Here is a 16,447-nt window from a genome sequence, read left to right as displayed (position 1 = left end):
AGGTGGTGGAGGCGGTGGCTGGTAGCTTACCAATAAGTTTGTCGTTATGTAATGAAAATATTTAACCGTTGTACTTGGTATGGCGGTTTTTTTTTGAATCTAAGGGGGAAGTTTCTGAAAATTTCTGCTGAATTTGTTTTTAAATGATTTGATATTCAATATGCTGTGAAATTATTATGCTGCGTATTTTAAAATGTATATTTCATTTCAAAGAGATGTATTAATTTTGCTGACACATTCTTGCTTCTGGATGAGGAAATCGACTAACCAATGGAAGGAGGAGGATTATAATAGCAAAATATGAAAAAACTGAAGTTTTTTACTTTGATCTTTTTTGGATTAATCAATGCTCAAAAAACGAATTTAGCTCCGTCGCAACTGGCAACAGATACCTATTTTGGACTTAAACTAACAGATGAATATAGAAATCTTGAAAATTTACAAGATGTATCAACAACGAATTGGATGAAGTCCCAAACAGAGTATTCAACTTCTGTCCTTAATAACATTCCAAATAAAAATTATTATCTGGATAAAAGATTAGAACTTGATAAAAGACAAGGCTATTCAATTTCCAACTTAAAAATCACAGCCAGGGATGAGTATTTTTATGTAAAAAAAGAAGCTAACGAAAAATCTGGCAAAGTCTATTATAGAAATGGCTTTAACGGAAAAGAATTATTATTGTACGATCCGTATAAGCCCGATCACGACTATTTAGTTACCTTGATCAGTCCGAGTTGGGACAGTAAGAAACTTGCCATTTCTTTATCAGAGAAAGGAAAAGAAATTTCACAGATTATTATCATGGAAGTGGAAAATAAATATATTTATCCACAGGTTATTACCCAGACTAATCCGGCTTCTGTTGGAGGAATAAAATGGCTGGAAGATAATTCAGGCTTTTTCTATATATATTATCCCGTAGTTGATGTAACGTCTAATCAATTTGGAAAGAATACTCAGTCGATTTTATACAGAATAGGCGAAGATCCGAATATGCGGAATGATGTATTTTCCAGTAAAAACAATCCTGATTTAAAAATCAATGATGATGATTTTCCCGCTATCATTTCCATGAATGCTGATGAGCAGTATTATGTAGGTATATTGGTTGATACGGATGATTTTCGAAAAACATTTATCTCTGATAAAGAAGATCTTTTACAGGGCAAAAAAAATTGGAAACCGCTTTATGATAAAGACGATAAAGTAACGTATCTACGATTAGCAGGAGACGAAATATTTTTTCTTTCGGGATATAATTCATCAAATCTGAAATTGTGTAAAACCAATGTGAAAAATCCTGATTTCAGAAACCCGGATGTGCTGGTACCGGAAAAAAAAGATGAGGTATTTAAAGATTATACAGTCACTAAGGATGGAATTTACTATACAACGACGAAAAATGGTGTAGAAGCAAAACTGTATTTGTATAAAGATGGAAAAGAGATTCCCATTGTATTGCCCTACGCATCTGGAAATGCTGATCTCCAATCTAAAGGTAAAGATTTTTCAGATATCTGGGTTTCTTGTTCCGGCTGGGCAAACGAAGAGCAACGCTTTCGATATACCCTTAAAGAAAATGCTTTTACGTTGGAAAATCTAGTCCCTGCTTTGGAATATCCGGAATTTAAAGACATTGTTGTAGAAGAAATAACTTTTAAAGCAAGGGATGGGGAAGAAGTTCCCCTGTCCTTGATCTACGATAAAAATATAAAGAGAGATGGGAACATCCCTGTTTTAATAGACGCCTATGGTGCCTATGGAACATCCAGGAATCCGTATTTTGTTAAGAGTTATATGTTATGGGCAGCACAAGGAGGTATGATTGCCGTTGCCCATGTGAGAGGAGGAGGTGAAAAAGGGGAGCAATGGCGTTTGGCTGGTTTCAAAGCGACAAAACCTAACACGTGGAGAGATGTGATTGACTGTGCAGAATACCTGATTAAAGAAAAGTATACTTCAAAAGAAAAAATAGCTATCTGGGGAGCAAGTGCCGGAGGGATTGCCGTCGGAAGAGCAATAACCGAAAGACCGGATTTATTCAAAGCTGCAATTATTGAAGTGGGAATTACCAATATAACCAGATTTGAAAATACACCAAATGGGGCAGGAAATGCTAAAGAGTTTGGAACTGTAAAAGATCCGGATGAGTTCAAAAGTTTATTGGAAATGGATGCTTATCAGCATATTAAAAAAGGAGAAAAATATCCTGCAACACTTATAACCGGAGGAATTAATGATAACAGGGTAATCGTTTGGCAGCCTGTGAAGTTTGCAGCTAAGTTAATGGCCAAAAGTAAATCTGAAAATCCTGTTTTGTTAAAGATAGATTATGAAGGAGGGCATGGTAATAATATTCCTCTTGCTCAGCGGTATTCTAATTTAGGAGATATTTTTGCTTTTGCATTCTGGCAGCTTGGACATCCTGATTACCAAATTAAAGCAAAAAAATAATTTATATAAATTCTGAAAAAAACAAAAAGCGTTCAAATTAATTTGAACGCTTTTATATTATAATAAATATTTTCCTAAATTCTCTCAATATCCGCCCCAATGGCTTTCAGCCTTCCGTCGATATTTTCATACCCTCTGTCGATCTGTTCGATATTGTGGATGATGGATTTTCCTTCTGCGGAAAGTGCTGCGATAAGAAGTGCATTTCCTGCTCTGATATCCGGGGAAACCATAGTCGTTCCTCTCAACGGAGCTTCCTGGTTCAGTCCGATTACCGTAGCTCTGTGCGGATCACATAAAATGATCTGTGCCCCCATATCGATCAGTTTATCCACAAAGAATAATCTGGATTCAAACATTTTCTGGTGAACCAAAAGACTTCCTTTTGCCTGAGTGGCTACTACCAGAATAATTGATAATAAATCCGGTGTAAATCCAGGCCATGGAGCATCTGAAATGGTAAGAATAGAACCATCAATAAACTTCTGAATCTTATAGTTTTCCTGGGCAGGAATAAATATATCGTCATTGCTCTGCTCAAGTTCGATGCCTAACTTTCTGAATGTGTTGGGAATAACACCAAGCTGGCTCCAGTTGACATTTTTAATAGTGATCTCAGATTTAGTCATGGCAGCAAGGCCTATCCATGATCCGATTTCTACCATATCCGGAAGCATTGTGTGTTCCGTACCATGAAGATATTCAACCCCTTCAATCGTTACCAGGTTAGACCCGATTCCGGAGATGTTTGCCCCCATTCTGTTCAGCATTTTGCAGAGTTGCTGAAGATAAGGTTCGCAGGCGGCATTATAAATTCTTGTTTTTCCTTTGGCAAGAGCTGCGGCCATCACAATATTGGCTGTTCCGGTTACAGAAGCTTCTTCCAGGAGAATAAACTTTCCTCTCAGCTCCTTAGCTTTCAATGAATAAAAATATTCATCTTCGTCATAATTAAATTCAGCGCCAAGTTCTACAAGTCCCTGGAAATGAGTATCTAATCTTCTTCTTCCTATCTTGTCACCTCCCGGGGTCGGCATATACGCTTCACCATAACGGGCAAGCATTGGACCCATCAGCATGATAGAACCTCTTAGTTTAGCACCGTCTTTTTTAAATTCATCAGACTTGATATAATCGAAATTGACCTTATCGGCTTTAAATGTGAAATCACCCTGCCCATTTTTGGTTACCTTAACCCCAAAATCGCCCAGAATTTCAATAAGTCTGTTTACATCATGAATATCCGGAATATTTTTAATTCTTACCTCCTCATCTGTTAACAGGACAGCACATAAAATTTGAAGAGCTTCATTTTTTGCCCCTTGTGGAGTGATTTCACCATGCAGTCTTTTCCCTCCTCTTATCTGAAATGTTCCACTCATTATTTTCTGTTTTTATGGTTGTTGTTATGCCTTCTCTTATTGGTCTGGTTCTTATTATTGTTGTTATTACTGTTGCTGCTTCTGCCGCTGTTATTGTTGTTCCTGCTGTTGTTGTTATTGCTGGTATAGTAGATCTTGCTCTTCTCCAGGGATTCTATTCCCGTAAGGTCCAGTCTGTTTTCAGAAAGCTCCTTCAGGTGACGGAAAATAACATCATCCGTTACATGTTCCTTATTATATACATTATAAGACTTCTTCATGTTGTTGGCAATCACTTCGATCAGGGCTTCCTTCTCATCACCAGGTTCCAGTTCGATAGCTTTTTCTATCAATTGAAGAATACTTTTCCCGTAGAATTTAAAATCTCCCTGAAGTTTAGGGTATTCCATTCTTTTAGGCTTTTCGGCAAGCTGTTCTCTGGTAGGAAAAGGGTATGGGGAATCTACATCAAGATCATATTCTGCTAAAATAAAAAGATGATCCCAAAGTTTATGCTTATAATTTTCTTCGTCACGGAGCTGAGGGTTTCTCTGACCCATAAAATCGATAATGGCCATAGCCATTTCACTCCTTTCCTCTTTGGTAGGGAGCTCTTTGCAGCGTTCAACCAGCTGTTGTATAATTCTGCCATATTCCGGCATATGAAGCTGAGTTTTTTGGGTATTGTATTCCATAGTATGCAAATATATGGATTAAAAGAAAAATTGCTTTGAAATTATTAAAAGTTTATGATTTTTTAATGAATTTTTTATACAGCCATTGTCAGGAATCTTTTATTGAAAATGAAAAATTTTTGTGTTTTATATATTTTGTTTCAATAAAATTGTAATTTAGTTAATAGATTAATAATTAAAATACACGTATGAAAAAAACACATTTCTTAATTTCGATGCTGTCTTTAGCATTTTTAAGTTCCTGTCAGAGCGGTGATGAAAATGATAATGAAAGTCTTCAGAAAGAAGAAGTTCATGCTAAAACCGTAAATGTTACCAACCATGACGGGCGGCCCTTTAGTACAGGAAGCGGATCTTTGACCGGGAAATATGTATCCGGTCCTGGAGGCGGTGTCCTGATGCAGGGGTTTTACTGGGATGTTCCCGAAGGTGGAAATTGGTGGAACACTGTGAAAGACAAGCTGACTGCCTGGTCAGACTCCGGAATTAGTGCAGTATGGCTTCCACCTGCTTCAAAAGCTCAGAACGGAGCTTACTCTATGGGATATGACCCGACAGATTACTATGATTTTGGAAATTTTAACCAGAACGGAAGTGTAGAAACCCGTTTTGGATCCCGGACTGAGCTGGAAGCATTGATAACAAAAGCCCATGCAGAAAATATGCAGGTGTATGCAGATATTGTTATCAATCATAACAGTGGCGGACAGTCTCAGGCCAATCCTTTTACCGGAACAAATACCTGGACAGACTTTTCAGGAGTTGCTTCCGGGAAATTTCAGCGAAGTTATAATGATTTTTACAAAAATTCGTACGGGAATAATGATGAAGGTGCTTTCGGAGGGTTTCCCGACCTGTGTCATGCTAATCCTTATGTCCAGGACTGGCTCTGGGGAAGAGATGATTCTGTAGGGAAGTATTATAAGAATGTTATGAAATTTGACGGATGGAGATTTGATTATGTCAAAGGCTTTGGACCTTGGGTTGTCAATAACTGGAATTCCAACGTTGGTGGATTTTCTGTTGGTGAACTTTGGGATTCCAATGTAAATACCTTAGAATGGTGGGCTAATAATGCCAACAGTTCTGTATTTGATTTTGCGGCATACTATAAAATGGATGAAGCTTTTGACAACGGAAATTTAAATGTTCTGAATGACGACATGATGTGGAAAAGAAACCCATATAAAGCAGTGACTTTTGTGGCCAATCATGATACCGATATTATTAACAATAAGATGCCGGCTTATGCTTACATTCTTACTCATGAAGGTTATCCTACTGTTTTTTACCGTGACTACGAAGAGTGGTTAAACAAAGAAAGGCTTAATAATCTGATCTGGATCCATAATAATAAGGCTACAGGAACCACTTCCATATTATATACGGATAATGATGAATATATTGCAAGGCGTAACGGCTATAACGGGAATCCTGGCCTGGTGGTTTATATCAATAATTCATCGAGCTGGCAGGAAAGATGGGTAGAAACCAACTGGAGCAGTAAGCAGATAAAAGATTTTACAGGTCATTCCGGATGGTATCCAACAACACAGGGAGATAAATGGGTGAAAATTCAGGCTCCGCCAAACAGTTATTCAATATGGTCATTGAACCAATAAAATTTAAGAAGAGCAAGGATGAATTTCATCTTTGCTTTTTTATTATTTACATCCTGGAAAATATAGATTAACAGAAGCGGATTTAGTCTACAAATTCAGGATTTAAATTAGATTTCAATAAATTTTTTCTTTTGCTCACGATCAGGAAGAAAACATTTCTGATTGGCCAGTTTCATTCTGTTTCTTGAAATAAGATCATACACCTGATCACTCAAAAATGCAGGCAATACTTTTCCGGCAGCCGACAGTTTATAAACCCCACCCAATATAGTGGCGATCTGCAGTACAGCACGTGATTTGGTGAAATAATACTGTCCAGGTTTCCAGAGGTATAGCGTGTTGAATACTTGAGTTTGAAGACCTCTCTCAGACAGAAACTTCTGTCCGAAATCAGACTGCAGGGATGCAAACATAAATCGGTCATTCTTATCCCGTTCAAGGACCCACTGTACCCAGAAATTACAGACGCCACAGTCGCCGTCAAAAAATACAATATGTTTGTCTTCCCAGTTCTCCTTCATGATATAGATATTTAAAATAACATTTTCCTTTCCGTATCTTCTTTTACTTTTTTGAAGTATTTCACCAGTTCCTTACGCTGTTCCGCAGTCAGCTTTGCATCCTGATGTCCTACATAATAAGACTCCAGGGGCATTTCTTCTTTTTCTGTCATTTCTATACATTCTCCAAGTTTATGGGCCTGCCTTTTAGGTTCGTATACTGCAAAAGTAGAGAAATTAAGATGCTTTCTGCCTTCCTCTATATGATTTTTAACAAACCATGAAGCTGGTGAAATGCTGGCATACCACGGATATTCAGTTTCATTGGAATGGCAGTCATAGCAGGATGTTCTGATGATTTTTGCAATAGGTTCCGGCGTGTTTTTGATCTTCAGGAAATCCATACCCGGCGTTGGGGCCGGATTAGTCCTGTCGATCGGGAAAAACTGTATAATAATAAACGCAACAAGCAGAACAACCAGGATTTTTTTCATATCAATTATATTCTTGAACTATAAAAATAATCAAATTTTATTAAATCGAATGAATTGATTATCAAAACATACAATGCTCATTTGAATCATTCTAAATATGGCAACTTAGACTTGCTTTTTTCATATCTGCTTTTGAATTTTAACTAACTTAATTGCATTATTATAACTTTTAATATCCTGCTTTAAAATGATTTATAAAGATTGGCTAGTTATAGTTTTTGACTATCATTTAAATAATAATTAATAGATTGTATTTATATATGAGACTTTGTAAGTTTGTTATGTTTAAAAAAAACTGTATTAATCAACATAAAAATAAACGACAATGGAAAATGATTTGAATGACATCAGTAAATGTCCGTTCCATAACGGAACAATGAAAAAAGAAGCTGTAGCTGGAGGAGGAACCAAAAATCTTGATTGGTGGCCTGATCAGCTTAGGGTTGATATCCTGCGCCAGCACTCATCTCTTTCAGATCCTATGGATAAAGATTTTGACTATGCGGAAGCATTCAAAAGTCTCGACCTTGAAGCTGTAAAAAGAGATCTGCATGCATTAATGACAGATTCTCAGGACTGGTGGCCTGCCGATTTTGGCCATTACGGTCCCTTGTTTATCCGAATGGCATGGCACAGTGCCGGTACCTACCGTGTTGGTGATGGAAGAGGAGGAGCCGGTGCAGGACAGCAGCGTTTTGCTCCACTGAACAGCTGGCCGGATAACGTGAGTCTGGATAAAGCCAGAAGATTGCTGTGGCCTATCAAGCAGAAATATGGAAATAAAATCTCATGGGCAGATCTTTTGGTCCTTACCGGGAATATTGCTTTAGAGTCTATGGGCTTTAAAACATTTGGTTTTGCCGGAGGCCGTGAAGATGTTTGGGAACCGGATATGGATGTTTACTGGGGTTCGGAAAAAACATGGCTTGGAGGTGACTTGCGGTATGCACACGGTTCAGAAGGTGTAGCCGAAAAGCATGGAGTACTTCCAACTGATGATGATGCAGACGGTGATGTTCATTCCAGAAACCTTGAAAAGCCTCTTGCTGCTGTACAAATGGGGCTTATTTATGTAAACCCTGAAGGCCCGGACGGAAATCCTGATCCGATAGCTGCTGCCAAAGATATCCGCGATACATTCGGACGTATGGCGATGAATGATGAAGAAACGGTAGCTTTAATTGCCGGTGGACATACTTTTGGAAAAACTCATGGTGCAGGGCCTGCGGATAACGTTGGAAAAGAGCCGGAAGCAGCGGGAATTGAACTTCAGGGACTAGGATGGACCAGTACTTATAAATCAGGAAAAGGAACAGATGCTATTTCCAGCGGTCTGGAAGTAACATGGACAGAGACTCCGACACAGTGGAGCAATTATTTTTTCAAAAATTTATTTGAAAATGAATGGGAACTGACCAAAAGCCCTGCCGGAGCTCACCAATGGGTCGCCAAAAACGGAGCTGAGATCATTCCTGATGCTTTTGATCCTGCAAAAAAGCACAGACCTACGATGTTGACTACAGATCTTTCCTTAAGACTGGATCCAGTGTATGAAAAAATATCAAGACATTTCTATGAAAATCCGGATGCATTTGCAGATGCCTTCTCCAGAGCATGGTTTAAGCTTACCCACAGAGATATGGGGCCTAAAGCAAGATATCTGGGACCGGACGTTCCTCAGGAAGAACTGATCTGGCAGGATCCTATTCCTCAGGTTGATCATGAACTGATCAATGATGCAGATATTAGCACCTTAAAAGAAAAAATATTAAATTCAGGATTAAGTGTTTCAGAGTTAGTATCTACTGCATGGGCTTCCGCATCCACATTCAGGGGAAGTGATAAGCGCGGCGGGGCCAACGGAGCAAGAATCAGGCTGGCTCCTCAAAAAGATTGGGAGGTAAACAACCCTGTTCAGCTTCAGAAAGTTTTAGGGGTTTTGGAAAATATTCAAAAAGAATTCAACAACACTCAAGTTGTCAATAAAAAAGTATCATTGGCGGATGTAATTGTTCTTGCAGGAAGTGCGGGAGTTGAAAAAGCTGCAAAAGAATCAGGGCATGATATCAAAGTTCCTTTTGCACCCGGAAGAATGGATGCTTCACAGGAACAGACCGATGTAGAATCCATGAGCTATCTGGAGCCTGCAGCAGATGGATTCCGTAACTATCTGAAAAAGAAATTCAGTGTATCTACAGAATCCTTACTGATTGATAAGGCACAGCTTTTAACCTTAACAGCACCTGAACTTACCGTACTTATAGGCGGAATGCGTGCACTGGACACGAATTTTGACGGATCAAAACATGGTGTATTTACCAACCGTCCGGGAATACTTACCAATGACTTTTTTGTTAATCTTCTCGATATGGGAACGCAATGGAAAGCTATTTCGGAAGATCAGGAACTGTATATAGGAACCGATCGGTCAACAGGACAGCCAAAATGGACAGCTACCCGTGCAGATCTTGTTTTTGGCTCTAATTCTGAATTGAGAGCGATTGCAGAAGTGTATGCCAGTTCCGATGCCCAGAGAAAATTTGTAAATGATTTTGTTTCCGCCTGGGTTAAAGTGATGAATTCTGACAGATTTGATTTAAAGTAATTGTAAACTTAACATAATATTATGAAGACAGCTGTAAAAGCTGTCTTTTTTTATAGATATTTTTATAAATTAATTTATTAAATAATATAATGTTCAAATTAATTATATATTTGTTGATAAAAAACAAATAAATATGTTAAGAAAATTATTTCCTGCCCTATTATTGGTAGGGTCATTTAGTTTTGCCCAGGTGGGAGTGAATACAGATCTTCCAAATGCTACGCTGGATGTAGCGGGCAATCCGACCGATACTTCAAAATTTGATGGAATTATTGCACCCAGAATTACAGGTGATCAATTGAATCTCAAAACTTATACACCTTTACAAACAGGAGCATTGGTATATGTAACCACTGCCGGGGCTTTAAGTGGACAAACCGCTGATGTAAGCAGCGCAGGATATTACTATTTTAACGGGGATTTGAATAAATGGGTAAAGCTAAATACTGGAATTTCCGCATCTCCATGGAATTTACAAAATACTGCTAATCCTGCGACCTCTAATAATCAAAACATTTATCAGAATGGAAAGGTAGGGATTGGATTTACTTCTGCTGATGCTGTATCTGACAGACAGTTTGAAGTGAAAGGTGATATGAAAGCTCAATATGGAACCGGAAGCAATTACTTTGGTGTAGATACTAACCTTTTAGGAGCAGGCAGTGGTATCTATTATTCGGATAATAGTGATCTGTCTGCTGCTACAAGTTTAGGTGTGGTTATGGCAAGACCGGGTTTAACCACCTTACAATCCAATTATGGAGACAGTGGGGGCAGCATAGCCACCTTTTCACAGTCTACGGGCGGATCCTTTGGTCTGGTAGCTGTTAATCAGGATCAAAGTATAAATGCTTCTATATGGGGAATAAGTAATGGAACTAGTAATAGCTTAATTCTGAGTCACGATGGAGGAACAACGGGGGTAACCAATGTTACTCTTGAAAAAAGTAAAGGGGTTACCTTTTCCTATATAGATACATCCGGGAATCCTCAGGGGGCATATACTTTTCCGAGAACAAATGGCCAGTCCGGCCAGGTTTTAGTAACAGATGGGTCGGGAGTATTGTCCTGGAAAGATGCTTCATCTTTAAATGCAAAAATAAAAACTTTGTCTACGGGAACTGTTGCTGCCGATGATTATACGGTTCTTGTAACAGGAAATATTTCTCTTCCGGCTGCAACTGCAGCCAATCAAGGAAAAGTTTATAATTTGGTCAATGATACAGCTGGAAATGTTACTATTAATGGAAGTTTTAGGATTAATGGAGGCAATTTTACCAATTATGGTTTGAATAACAGTGATTGGGGAAGAGCAATTGTAGTACAAAGTACCGGCTCAGCCTGGGTGGTGATTTCGAGATATTAACCGTTATTAATTAAATTTTGTAAAAAGTTTGACGAATAATAATTTTTAATAGGAGGCGTCTCAAAAGATAAATACTGCTCTGAGAATCTCCCAAACAATAAAAATTTATCATACAGGAATCCGAGAAGAGGGGACTTTTGACACAGCTTGTTCGTTATTATATCATAAGCCACTGTTCAACAAATCAACTACAAAGTTAGTTATGAATATGTGGAATCCAAATGAAGATAAATATCAAAGCCAATTAAAACTTAACCAAAATAAAAAGCAATCAACTGTAAACCAGAAGATTGCTTTTAAATTGTAGACCCACAGGGAGTGTAATAGTTTAGTCAACCTAAATACATTTTATTTTATTTAGATGTATTGTTATGTTTAATTAATTGATATTTAGTATTTTAATATATTTGTTGATTGCTGTTTAGTTAAATGAAGTAAGATGTATTTAAGATAAAATAATATATTTTTGACTAGAAATTGACTAGATTTGTATTGTTGAAACTTTAAGTACAGATTTATGGCCACCGTAAAATTTATTATCCAGTCAAAGAAACCAAGTGCGGTTATCTATGTTCGTTTTTCGATAGGCAGCAATCAGGTTTATAAACGTAAAACCCGCGAAACGGTTAATCCTGAAAACTGGAATGCTAAAAAAGGTGGAGTAGTCCAAAGAACGGCATTAACCAGAGAGGCTCTGCAGAATCAGACTGAACAGATCAATACCTTAACAAAACTGGAATCGTTTATTTTAGAGCAATACCGGAAAAGAAACGAAACTGAAATTATTAACGGAGACTGGCTGGCTGAAATTATTGATGCTTACTATTCCGGAGGGCGCAAAATAGAAAGGCTTGATTTTATAGAAAACTATCTTGAACATTATAAGACTGATATTTTACCCTTTAGAAAATATAAGGGGAAACCAATCACAAAGGGAACCAGGCAAAAACATTTAACAATTGTAGATAAGTTTCAGGAATTTTTAAAGACAGAAAAAAAGAGGCTTAAAGTCTCGGATTACAATATTTCTGCTGGAAACAGATTTGTTACCTTCCTTCGGGGACAGAATCTGAGTGATAATACAGTCGGGAAATATTTGAAATATACCAAAACAATTTTTAAAGATGCCAAGATTGATAATATTGAGGTTCATGACCAGCTGAGTGAGATAAAAGGATTTACTGTTGATACTCCCACTCCGTATTTAAAGCCTGAAGAACTACAAAGAATACAAGAATTATTAATAGTTAATGAAAAGCTGGAACAAACGCGTGACTGGCTTATTATTGGCTGTTATACCGGGCAAAGGGCATCAGATCTGTTTAGAATGACACCTGAAAAATTTGTCACAATCAACGGTAAAGAATTCATAAATTTAAGTCAGAAGAAAACCAAAACGCCTGTCTTAGTTCCTATTCATACGGAAGTTAAGAAAATCTTGGATAAAAGGAAAGGGTTTTTTCCTGCTCAGTTTTCAATAAATCTGGAGAGTGCAAAGACTATTTTTAATGAGAACCTGAAAAAGATCTGTAAGTTGGCAGGCATAGACCGCCCGGAATATGGAAGGGTATATGATGAGGTTAAAAAACATTATGTCTTTGGAAACTATCCCCTCCACGATTTAGTTTCATCACACATATGCAGGAGAACTTTTGCTACTATGTATTACAGTAAGATTCCCACTGCAATTATTATGAGTGTTACAGGGCATAGGACCGAAACCGAGTTTTTGGGATATATCGGGATTGATAACAGTACCCTTTCCGAGCAGATGTATTCCTATTGGGAGCAGCTAGATCATAAAGAAAATAAAGACGATTTAGTAATCAAGAATGTGAATTAATAATAATTCTAAATTTTATGATGATAACATGTCCCTATAAATACTTTTGGAATCCTGAACAATAAACTTTAGGTTTTTCTACTAATATTTTGACCACACCGTGTTTTTAGAATCTATACGTTTGCATAGAGAGTGCCAGATTGCGTTTCACACAGACACACAAAGTGATACGCAAGGAATTTTAAAATTTACAGAGGGGTAGCCTTAATTCCTGTATTTATAAAAATTACTTCAAACCATAATAAATAAAGGGAATCAGTTTATCCGATAAAATAATGAAAGATGACTTATTCTGGATTCTAAACTTTTTAATTGGTAGAACCAGATATAATTTAAATTTTAAAATCTTTGAATACTATAAAAAATAGATGCTTCAACCGAGTTTATCCTATCTTACACACACATAAGGAGTAATAATTTGAAACATTTTGTTGAATATCCCCCTATCTGTTTACGTGTAAGGAACTGTAGCTGCCATTAATTTATATTTGAAAATTTTTTGAATATTCTGAAAATCATTATATTTTTATAAATTACTTATGTCCAATATTTTATATGAATATTATATAATTTGTAAACAAAAGAAATTTTCAATCTATGAACTTACCTCCGGAACTATCAGATCAATATTTAAAGAATGTACTTTATAATAAGTCACTGAAAAATCTCGCTGATGAAGAGTGGAAATCTATTGAAGGTTTTGAGAATTATGAAATCTCCAACTATGGAAGGGTAAAGAGATGTAAGCGTTGGTTTCAGTCTCGCTTGGGTCATGAATACATATTGGCAGAATTGATTTTAAAACCACTTTTCTCTAAAAATTTCAATAATTATCTCCAAAGTTATACTTATAATGTACAATGTAGAATTTCACGGGAAGGTAAGGCTCATACAAAGTCTTTAGGCCGTTTGGTGTATTATCATTTTATTGAAGAATTTGATATGGATGATCGTACTGTCGTTATTATACCCAAGGATAATAATAGATTTCATATGCATTGTAAGAATCTGGAGAAAATTTCAGTTAAAGAAGAAAGCCTTAGAATATATCATTCAGATAGAGCTAAAAATATACACGCCATATATTTGCAACCTGTTAGCCAATATAGTGTCGAAGGTGCACTGATTGATCAATTTGATAGCATTTATTCAGCTGAAGAAAAACTCGGCATTTCTTGTGAAAGGATTATAGATGTAATCAATAAGAAATTTTTAACTGCTGGAACATTTCGATGGTTTTTGCAAAGTGATCCACCAGGTAAAGAAGACTTTCTGGTTAGTAGAATAAAAACTACATCCGGAAAGCTATTTAATGAAACCCTTTGGAAAAACCTTGGAAGACCCAGGATTAATAAAAATAATCCACCACCATGTATGAATCTATCAATAGAGGATCTTCCTGGAGAATATTGGAAGCCAATACCTATAGTAGGTTTTGAAGACCAATATTTAATATCTAATAAAGGAAGAGTGAAACGGCTAAGTAGATGGTCTTTCCCTGAAAAAAAAAGAATAGTAAAAGAACATATCCTCTCACAGGCTAATATCAATAGAAAAAATACTCCCTGCTATCTATATTGTGAGTTAAATAATAAGGGCAAGATTATTACGGCAATTGTAGGACGATTGCTTTATTATTGTTTTGTAGAACCTTTTGATTTAAATGATGAAACACTGGTTGTAATTAATAAAAATGAACCACTATGGAATATGGATTTTTCAAAGCTTTCATTATGCTGTTCATTACTGAAAAAAAATAAAATAGATTCGGATGAGTATTGAAATTAACAAATAATCATAGATATTGTTCTTCTTCTTCTTAAAAATGAGTGGTAGTCATAAAAGTAATTATGTGATAAATAAAACGAAGTTAATTAATAGTTTGAATTACCATTGGTATATGTAATTATCATTCTAAAGCTAAAAATTGTCAGATTAAGTATTTTATTCACCCGATTGAAAATATCTATATAAAAACATTTCTTCCTGTTGTGAATTTAAACACCTATAGTTTCAGAAATATTTATATCTTCGCACTTAAGATTTTAACGAAAAAATATAAAAGCATCTGCTTTTTTCTTGTCTTGGTAAACTGGTAATTTATAAAAAGAAACAAGAATAGTGATGCTCACGTCCGGCGTGGGCTTTTCTCTATTTGTTTCTTAGGTATACCAGTACCTCCAAGGCAGTAGAATTAGTTCCACGCTTTCTTATTTTTTTATCCAAAAAAGAATTTACCACATCATGCAATATAATGCGACACGCTTTGTCGTCTTGTGATTATATCTTTGGTGTAGAAACAAAACAGAATATTAAAAAAACAACACTTTATGAAAACACTTTGTTCATCGGATTAAACTACCCTAAAAACACAATTAAAATATGGGGTTTTCCCTATGTTAGGAATTAAAATATAATTATTAAATTCGCAAAAAATAAACAGATATGAAAAAAAATTACATACTCGCACTCGCCCTGTGTGCATTCCTGAATTTTTCGGCCCAGGAAACAGAGGTAGCATGGCAACGGGACATCAGATCCTCTACGCAGGATTTTCTAAGCCAGGTGACCACAACAATAGATCAACAGTATCTGATCACGGGAAGCTCAATTCAATCCAACCCTTTAATAGGCTCAGAGACCTCAAACCAGAAACAAAATAACGGCTACGATTTCCATCTGGTAAAGCTTAACCAGCAAGGAGAAGAAGTTTGGGAAAAATATCTGTCAGGACAAAACCACGATTATCTATCAGGTTCCGTGGCTACCCAGGACGGAGGCTTTCTAATTGTCGGAACAAGCTATTCAGGAAAAGGATTGGATAAAAAAGAAGATTCCAAAGGAGGATCCGATATTTGGCTGATACGACTTAATGAATTTGGAGACGAACTCTGGCAGAAAACTTTAGGATCTGCAACGGATGAAGAAGCAAGATCAGTAATTCAAACAACAGACTTCGGATTTTTTGTAGCCGGAAATATTCAAAATTCAGCCAAAGGTTATGGTTCCAAAGATATTTTAATTGTAAAACTTGATAAGGATGGAAAAGAACTATCTCAATCAGTTTTAGGAGGAAAAGGTCTTGATGAAGTAGAGAAAATGATTCCCACTAAAGATGGTGGTGCCTTGCTAGGTATCTATTCCAGAAGCACAACAGGCGGTTCAAAGAAAACCGAAAACTTTGGTGAAGGAGATTACTGGGTGATCAAGCTTGATAAAACCGGAAAAATAGAATGGGAAAAGAATTTTGGAGGCAAAGCAGATGATCATTTAAGAACCTTGGCACTGACCTCTTCCGGCTATTTAATTGGCGGAGAATCCAGATCCGAGAGATCAGGAAACAAAACCGCAGGTATAGAAGAAGGCACCGATTTATGGCTGATCTCCTTAAACGAAAGAGGCGAAGAGCTTTGGCAGAAATCCTACAATTTTGGAAACCGGGATATTCTAATGGGAACGAGTGTAATCCAGAGTCAAGATCGGGGAGCCAAGAACCAAGAT

Annotated in this window: 11 protein-coding genes; 7 read left to right on the top strand and 4 right to left on the bottom strand. The window is 36.7% G+C overall.

The window, feature by feature from the left end; genetic code table 11:
- Nucleotides 1-300 precede the first annotated feature (300 nt).
- Complete coding sequence (locus DRF61_RS22195; protein WP_111961039.1) at nt 301-2,460, top strand: prolyl oligopeptidase family serine peptidase; 2,160 nt, start codon at nt 301-303, stop codon at nt 2,458-2,460.
- A 74-nt stretch (nt 2,461-2,534) separates the two neighbouring features.
- Here the strand turns inward: DRF61_RS22195 and murA are convergent, their stop codons facing one another.
- Together murA and DRF61_RS22185 are read right to left on the bottom strand one after the other, a co-directional pair.
- Nucleotides 2,535-3,842 carry a UDP-N-acetylglucosamine 1-carboxyvinyltransferase gene (murA, locus tag DRF61_RS22190; RefSeq protein ID WP_111961038.1) on the bottom strand — a complete coding sequence of 436 codons (1,308 nt, stop codon included), beginning with the start codon at nt 3,840-3,842 and terminating at the stop codon, nt 2,535-2,537.
- Nucleotides 3,842-4,516, bottom strand: coding sequence for a DUF4290 domain-containing protein (locus DRF61_RS22185; RefSeq protein WP_111961037.1), 675 nt, complete (start codon nt 4,514-4,516; stop codon nt 3,842-3,844). Before DRF61_RS22185 ends, murA begins: the two co-directional genes overlap by 1 nt.
- Nucleotides 4,517-4,704: 188 nt before the next feature.
- Between DRF61_RS22185 and DRF61_RS22180 the strand changes: the two genes are divergently transcribed.
- On the top strand, nt 4,705-6,138 hold the full coding sequence (locus tag DRF61_RS22180) for an alpha-amylase (RefSeq protein WP_111961036.1): 1,434 nt from the start codon (nt 4,705-4,707) through the stop codon (nt 6,136-6,138).
- 107 nt (nt 6,139-6,245) lie between these two features.
- On the opposite strand, the gene DRF61_RS22175 is transcribed toward DRF61_RS22180, so the two are convergent.
- Together DRF61_RS22175 and DRF61_RS22170 are read right to left on the bottom strand one after the other, a co-directional pair.
- Nucleotides 6,246-6,659: a thiol-disulfide oxidoreductase DCC family protein gene (locus DRF61_RS22175; protein ID WP_111961035.1), complete on the bottom strand. Its 414-nt coding sequence runs from the start codon at nt 6,657-6,659 to the stop codon at nt 6,246-6,248.
- An 11-nt stretch (nt 6,660-6,670) separates the two neighbouring features.
- Complete coding sequence (locus DRF61_RS22170; RefSeq protein WP_111961034.1) at nt 6,671-7,132, bottom strand: heme-binding domain-containing protein; 462 nt, start codon at nt 7,130-7,132, stop codon at nt 6,671-6,673.
- 325 nt (nt 7,133-7,457) lie between these two features.
- Between DRF61_RS22170 and katG the strand changes: the two genes are divergently transcribed.
- The 5 genes from katG to DRF61_RS22145 all read left to right on the top strand — a co-directional run.
- Nucleotides 7,458-9,737, top strand: a complete 2,280-nt coding sequence (katG, locus tag DRF61_RS22165) for a catalase/peroxidase HPI (RefSeq protein ID WP_111961033.1) — start codon at nt 7,458-7,460, stop codon at nt 9,735-9,737.
- 133 nt (nt 9,738-9,870) lie between these two features.
- The gene (locus tag DRF61_RS22160; protein WP_111961032.1) at nt 9,871-11,103 is read left to right on the top strand and encodes an autotransporter outer membrane beta-barrel domain-containing protein; all 1,233 of its coding nucleotides are present in this window, start codon (nt 9,871-9,873) and stop codon (nt 11,101-11,103) included.
- Between the two features lie 517 nt (nt 11,104-11,620).
- Nucleotides 11,621-12,946, top strand: a complete 1,326-nt coding sequence (locus DRF61_RS22155) for a site-specific integrase (protein ID WP_111961031.1) — start codon at nt 11,621-11,623, stop codon at nt 12,944-12,946.
- A gap of 597 nt (nt 12,947-13,543) precedes the next feature.
- Nucleotides 13,544-14,728, top strand: a complete 1,185-nt coding sequence (locus tag DRF61_RS22150; protein ID WP_111961030.1) for an NUMOD4 domain-containing protein — start codon at nt 13,544-13,546, stop codon at nt 14,726-14,728.
- Nucleotides 14,729-15,391: 663 nt separating this feature from the next.
- Nucleotides 15,392-16,447 (top strand): T9SS C-terminal target domain-containing protein (locus DRF61_RS22145; protein ID WP_111961040.1); only part of this gene is annotated, 1,056 nt, incomplete at its 3' end.

The sequence above is a fragment of the Chryseobacterium lathyri genome (assembly GCF_003290185.1).
GTDB lineage: Bacteria > Bacteroidota > Bacteroidia > Flavobacteriales > Weeksellaceae > Chryseobacterium > Chryseobacterium lathyri.
Note: the sequence above shows the minus strand (reverse complement) of the source record. Positions and strands in the feature narration are given on the sequence as shown.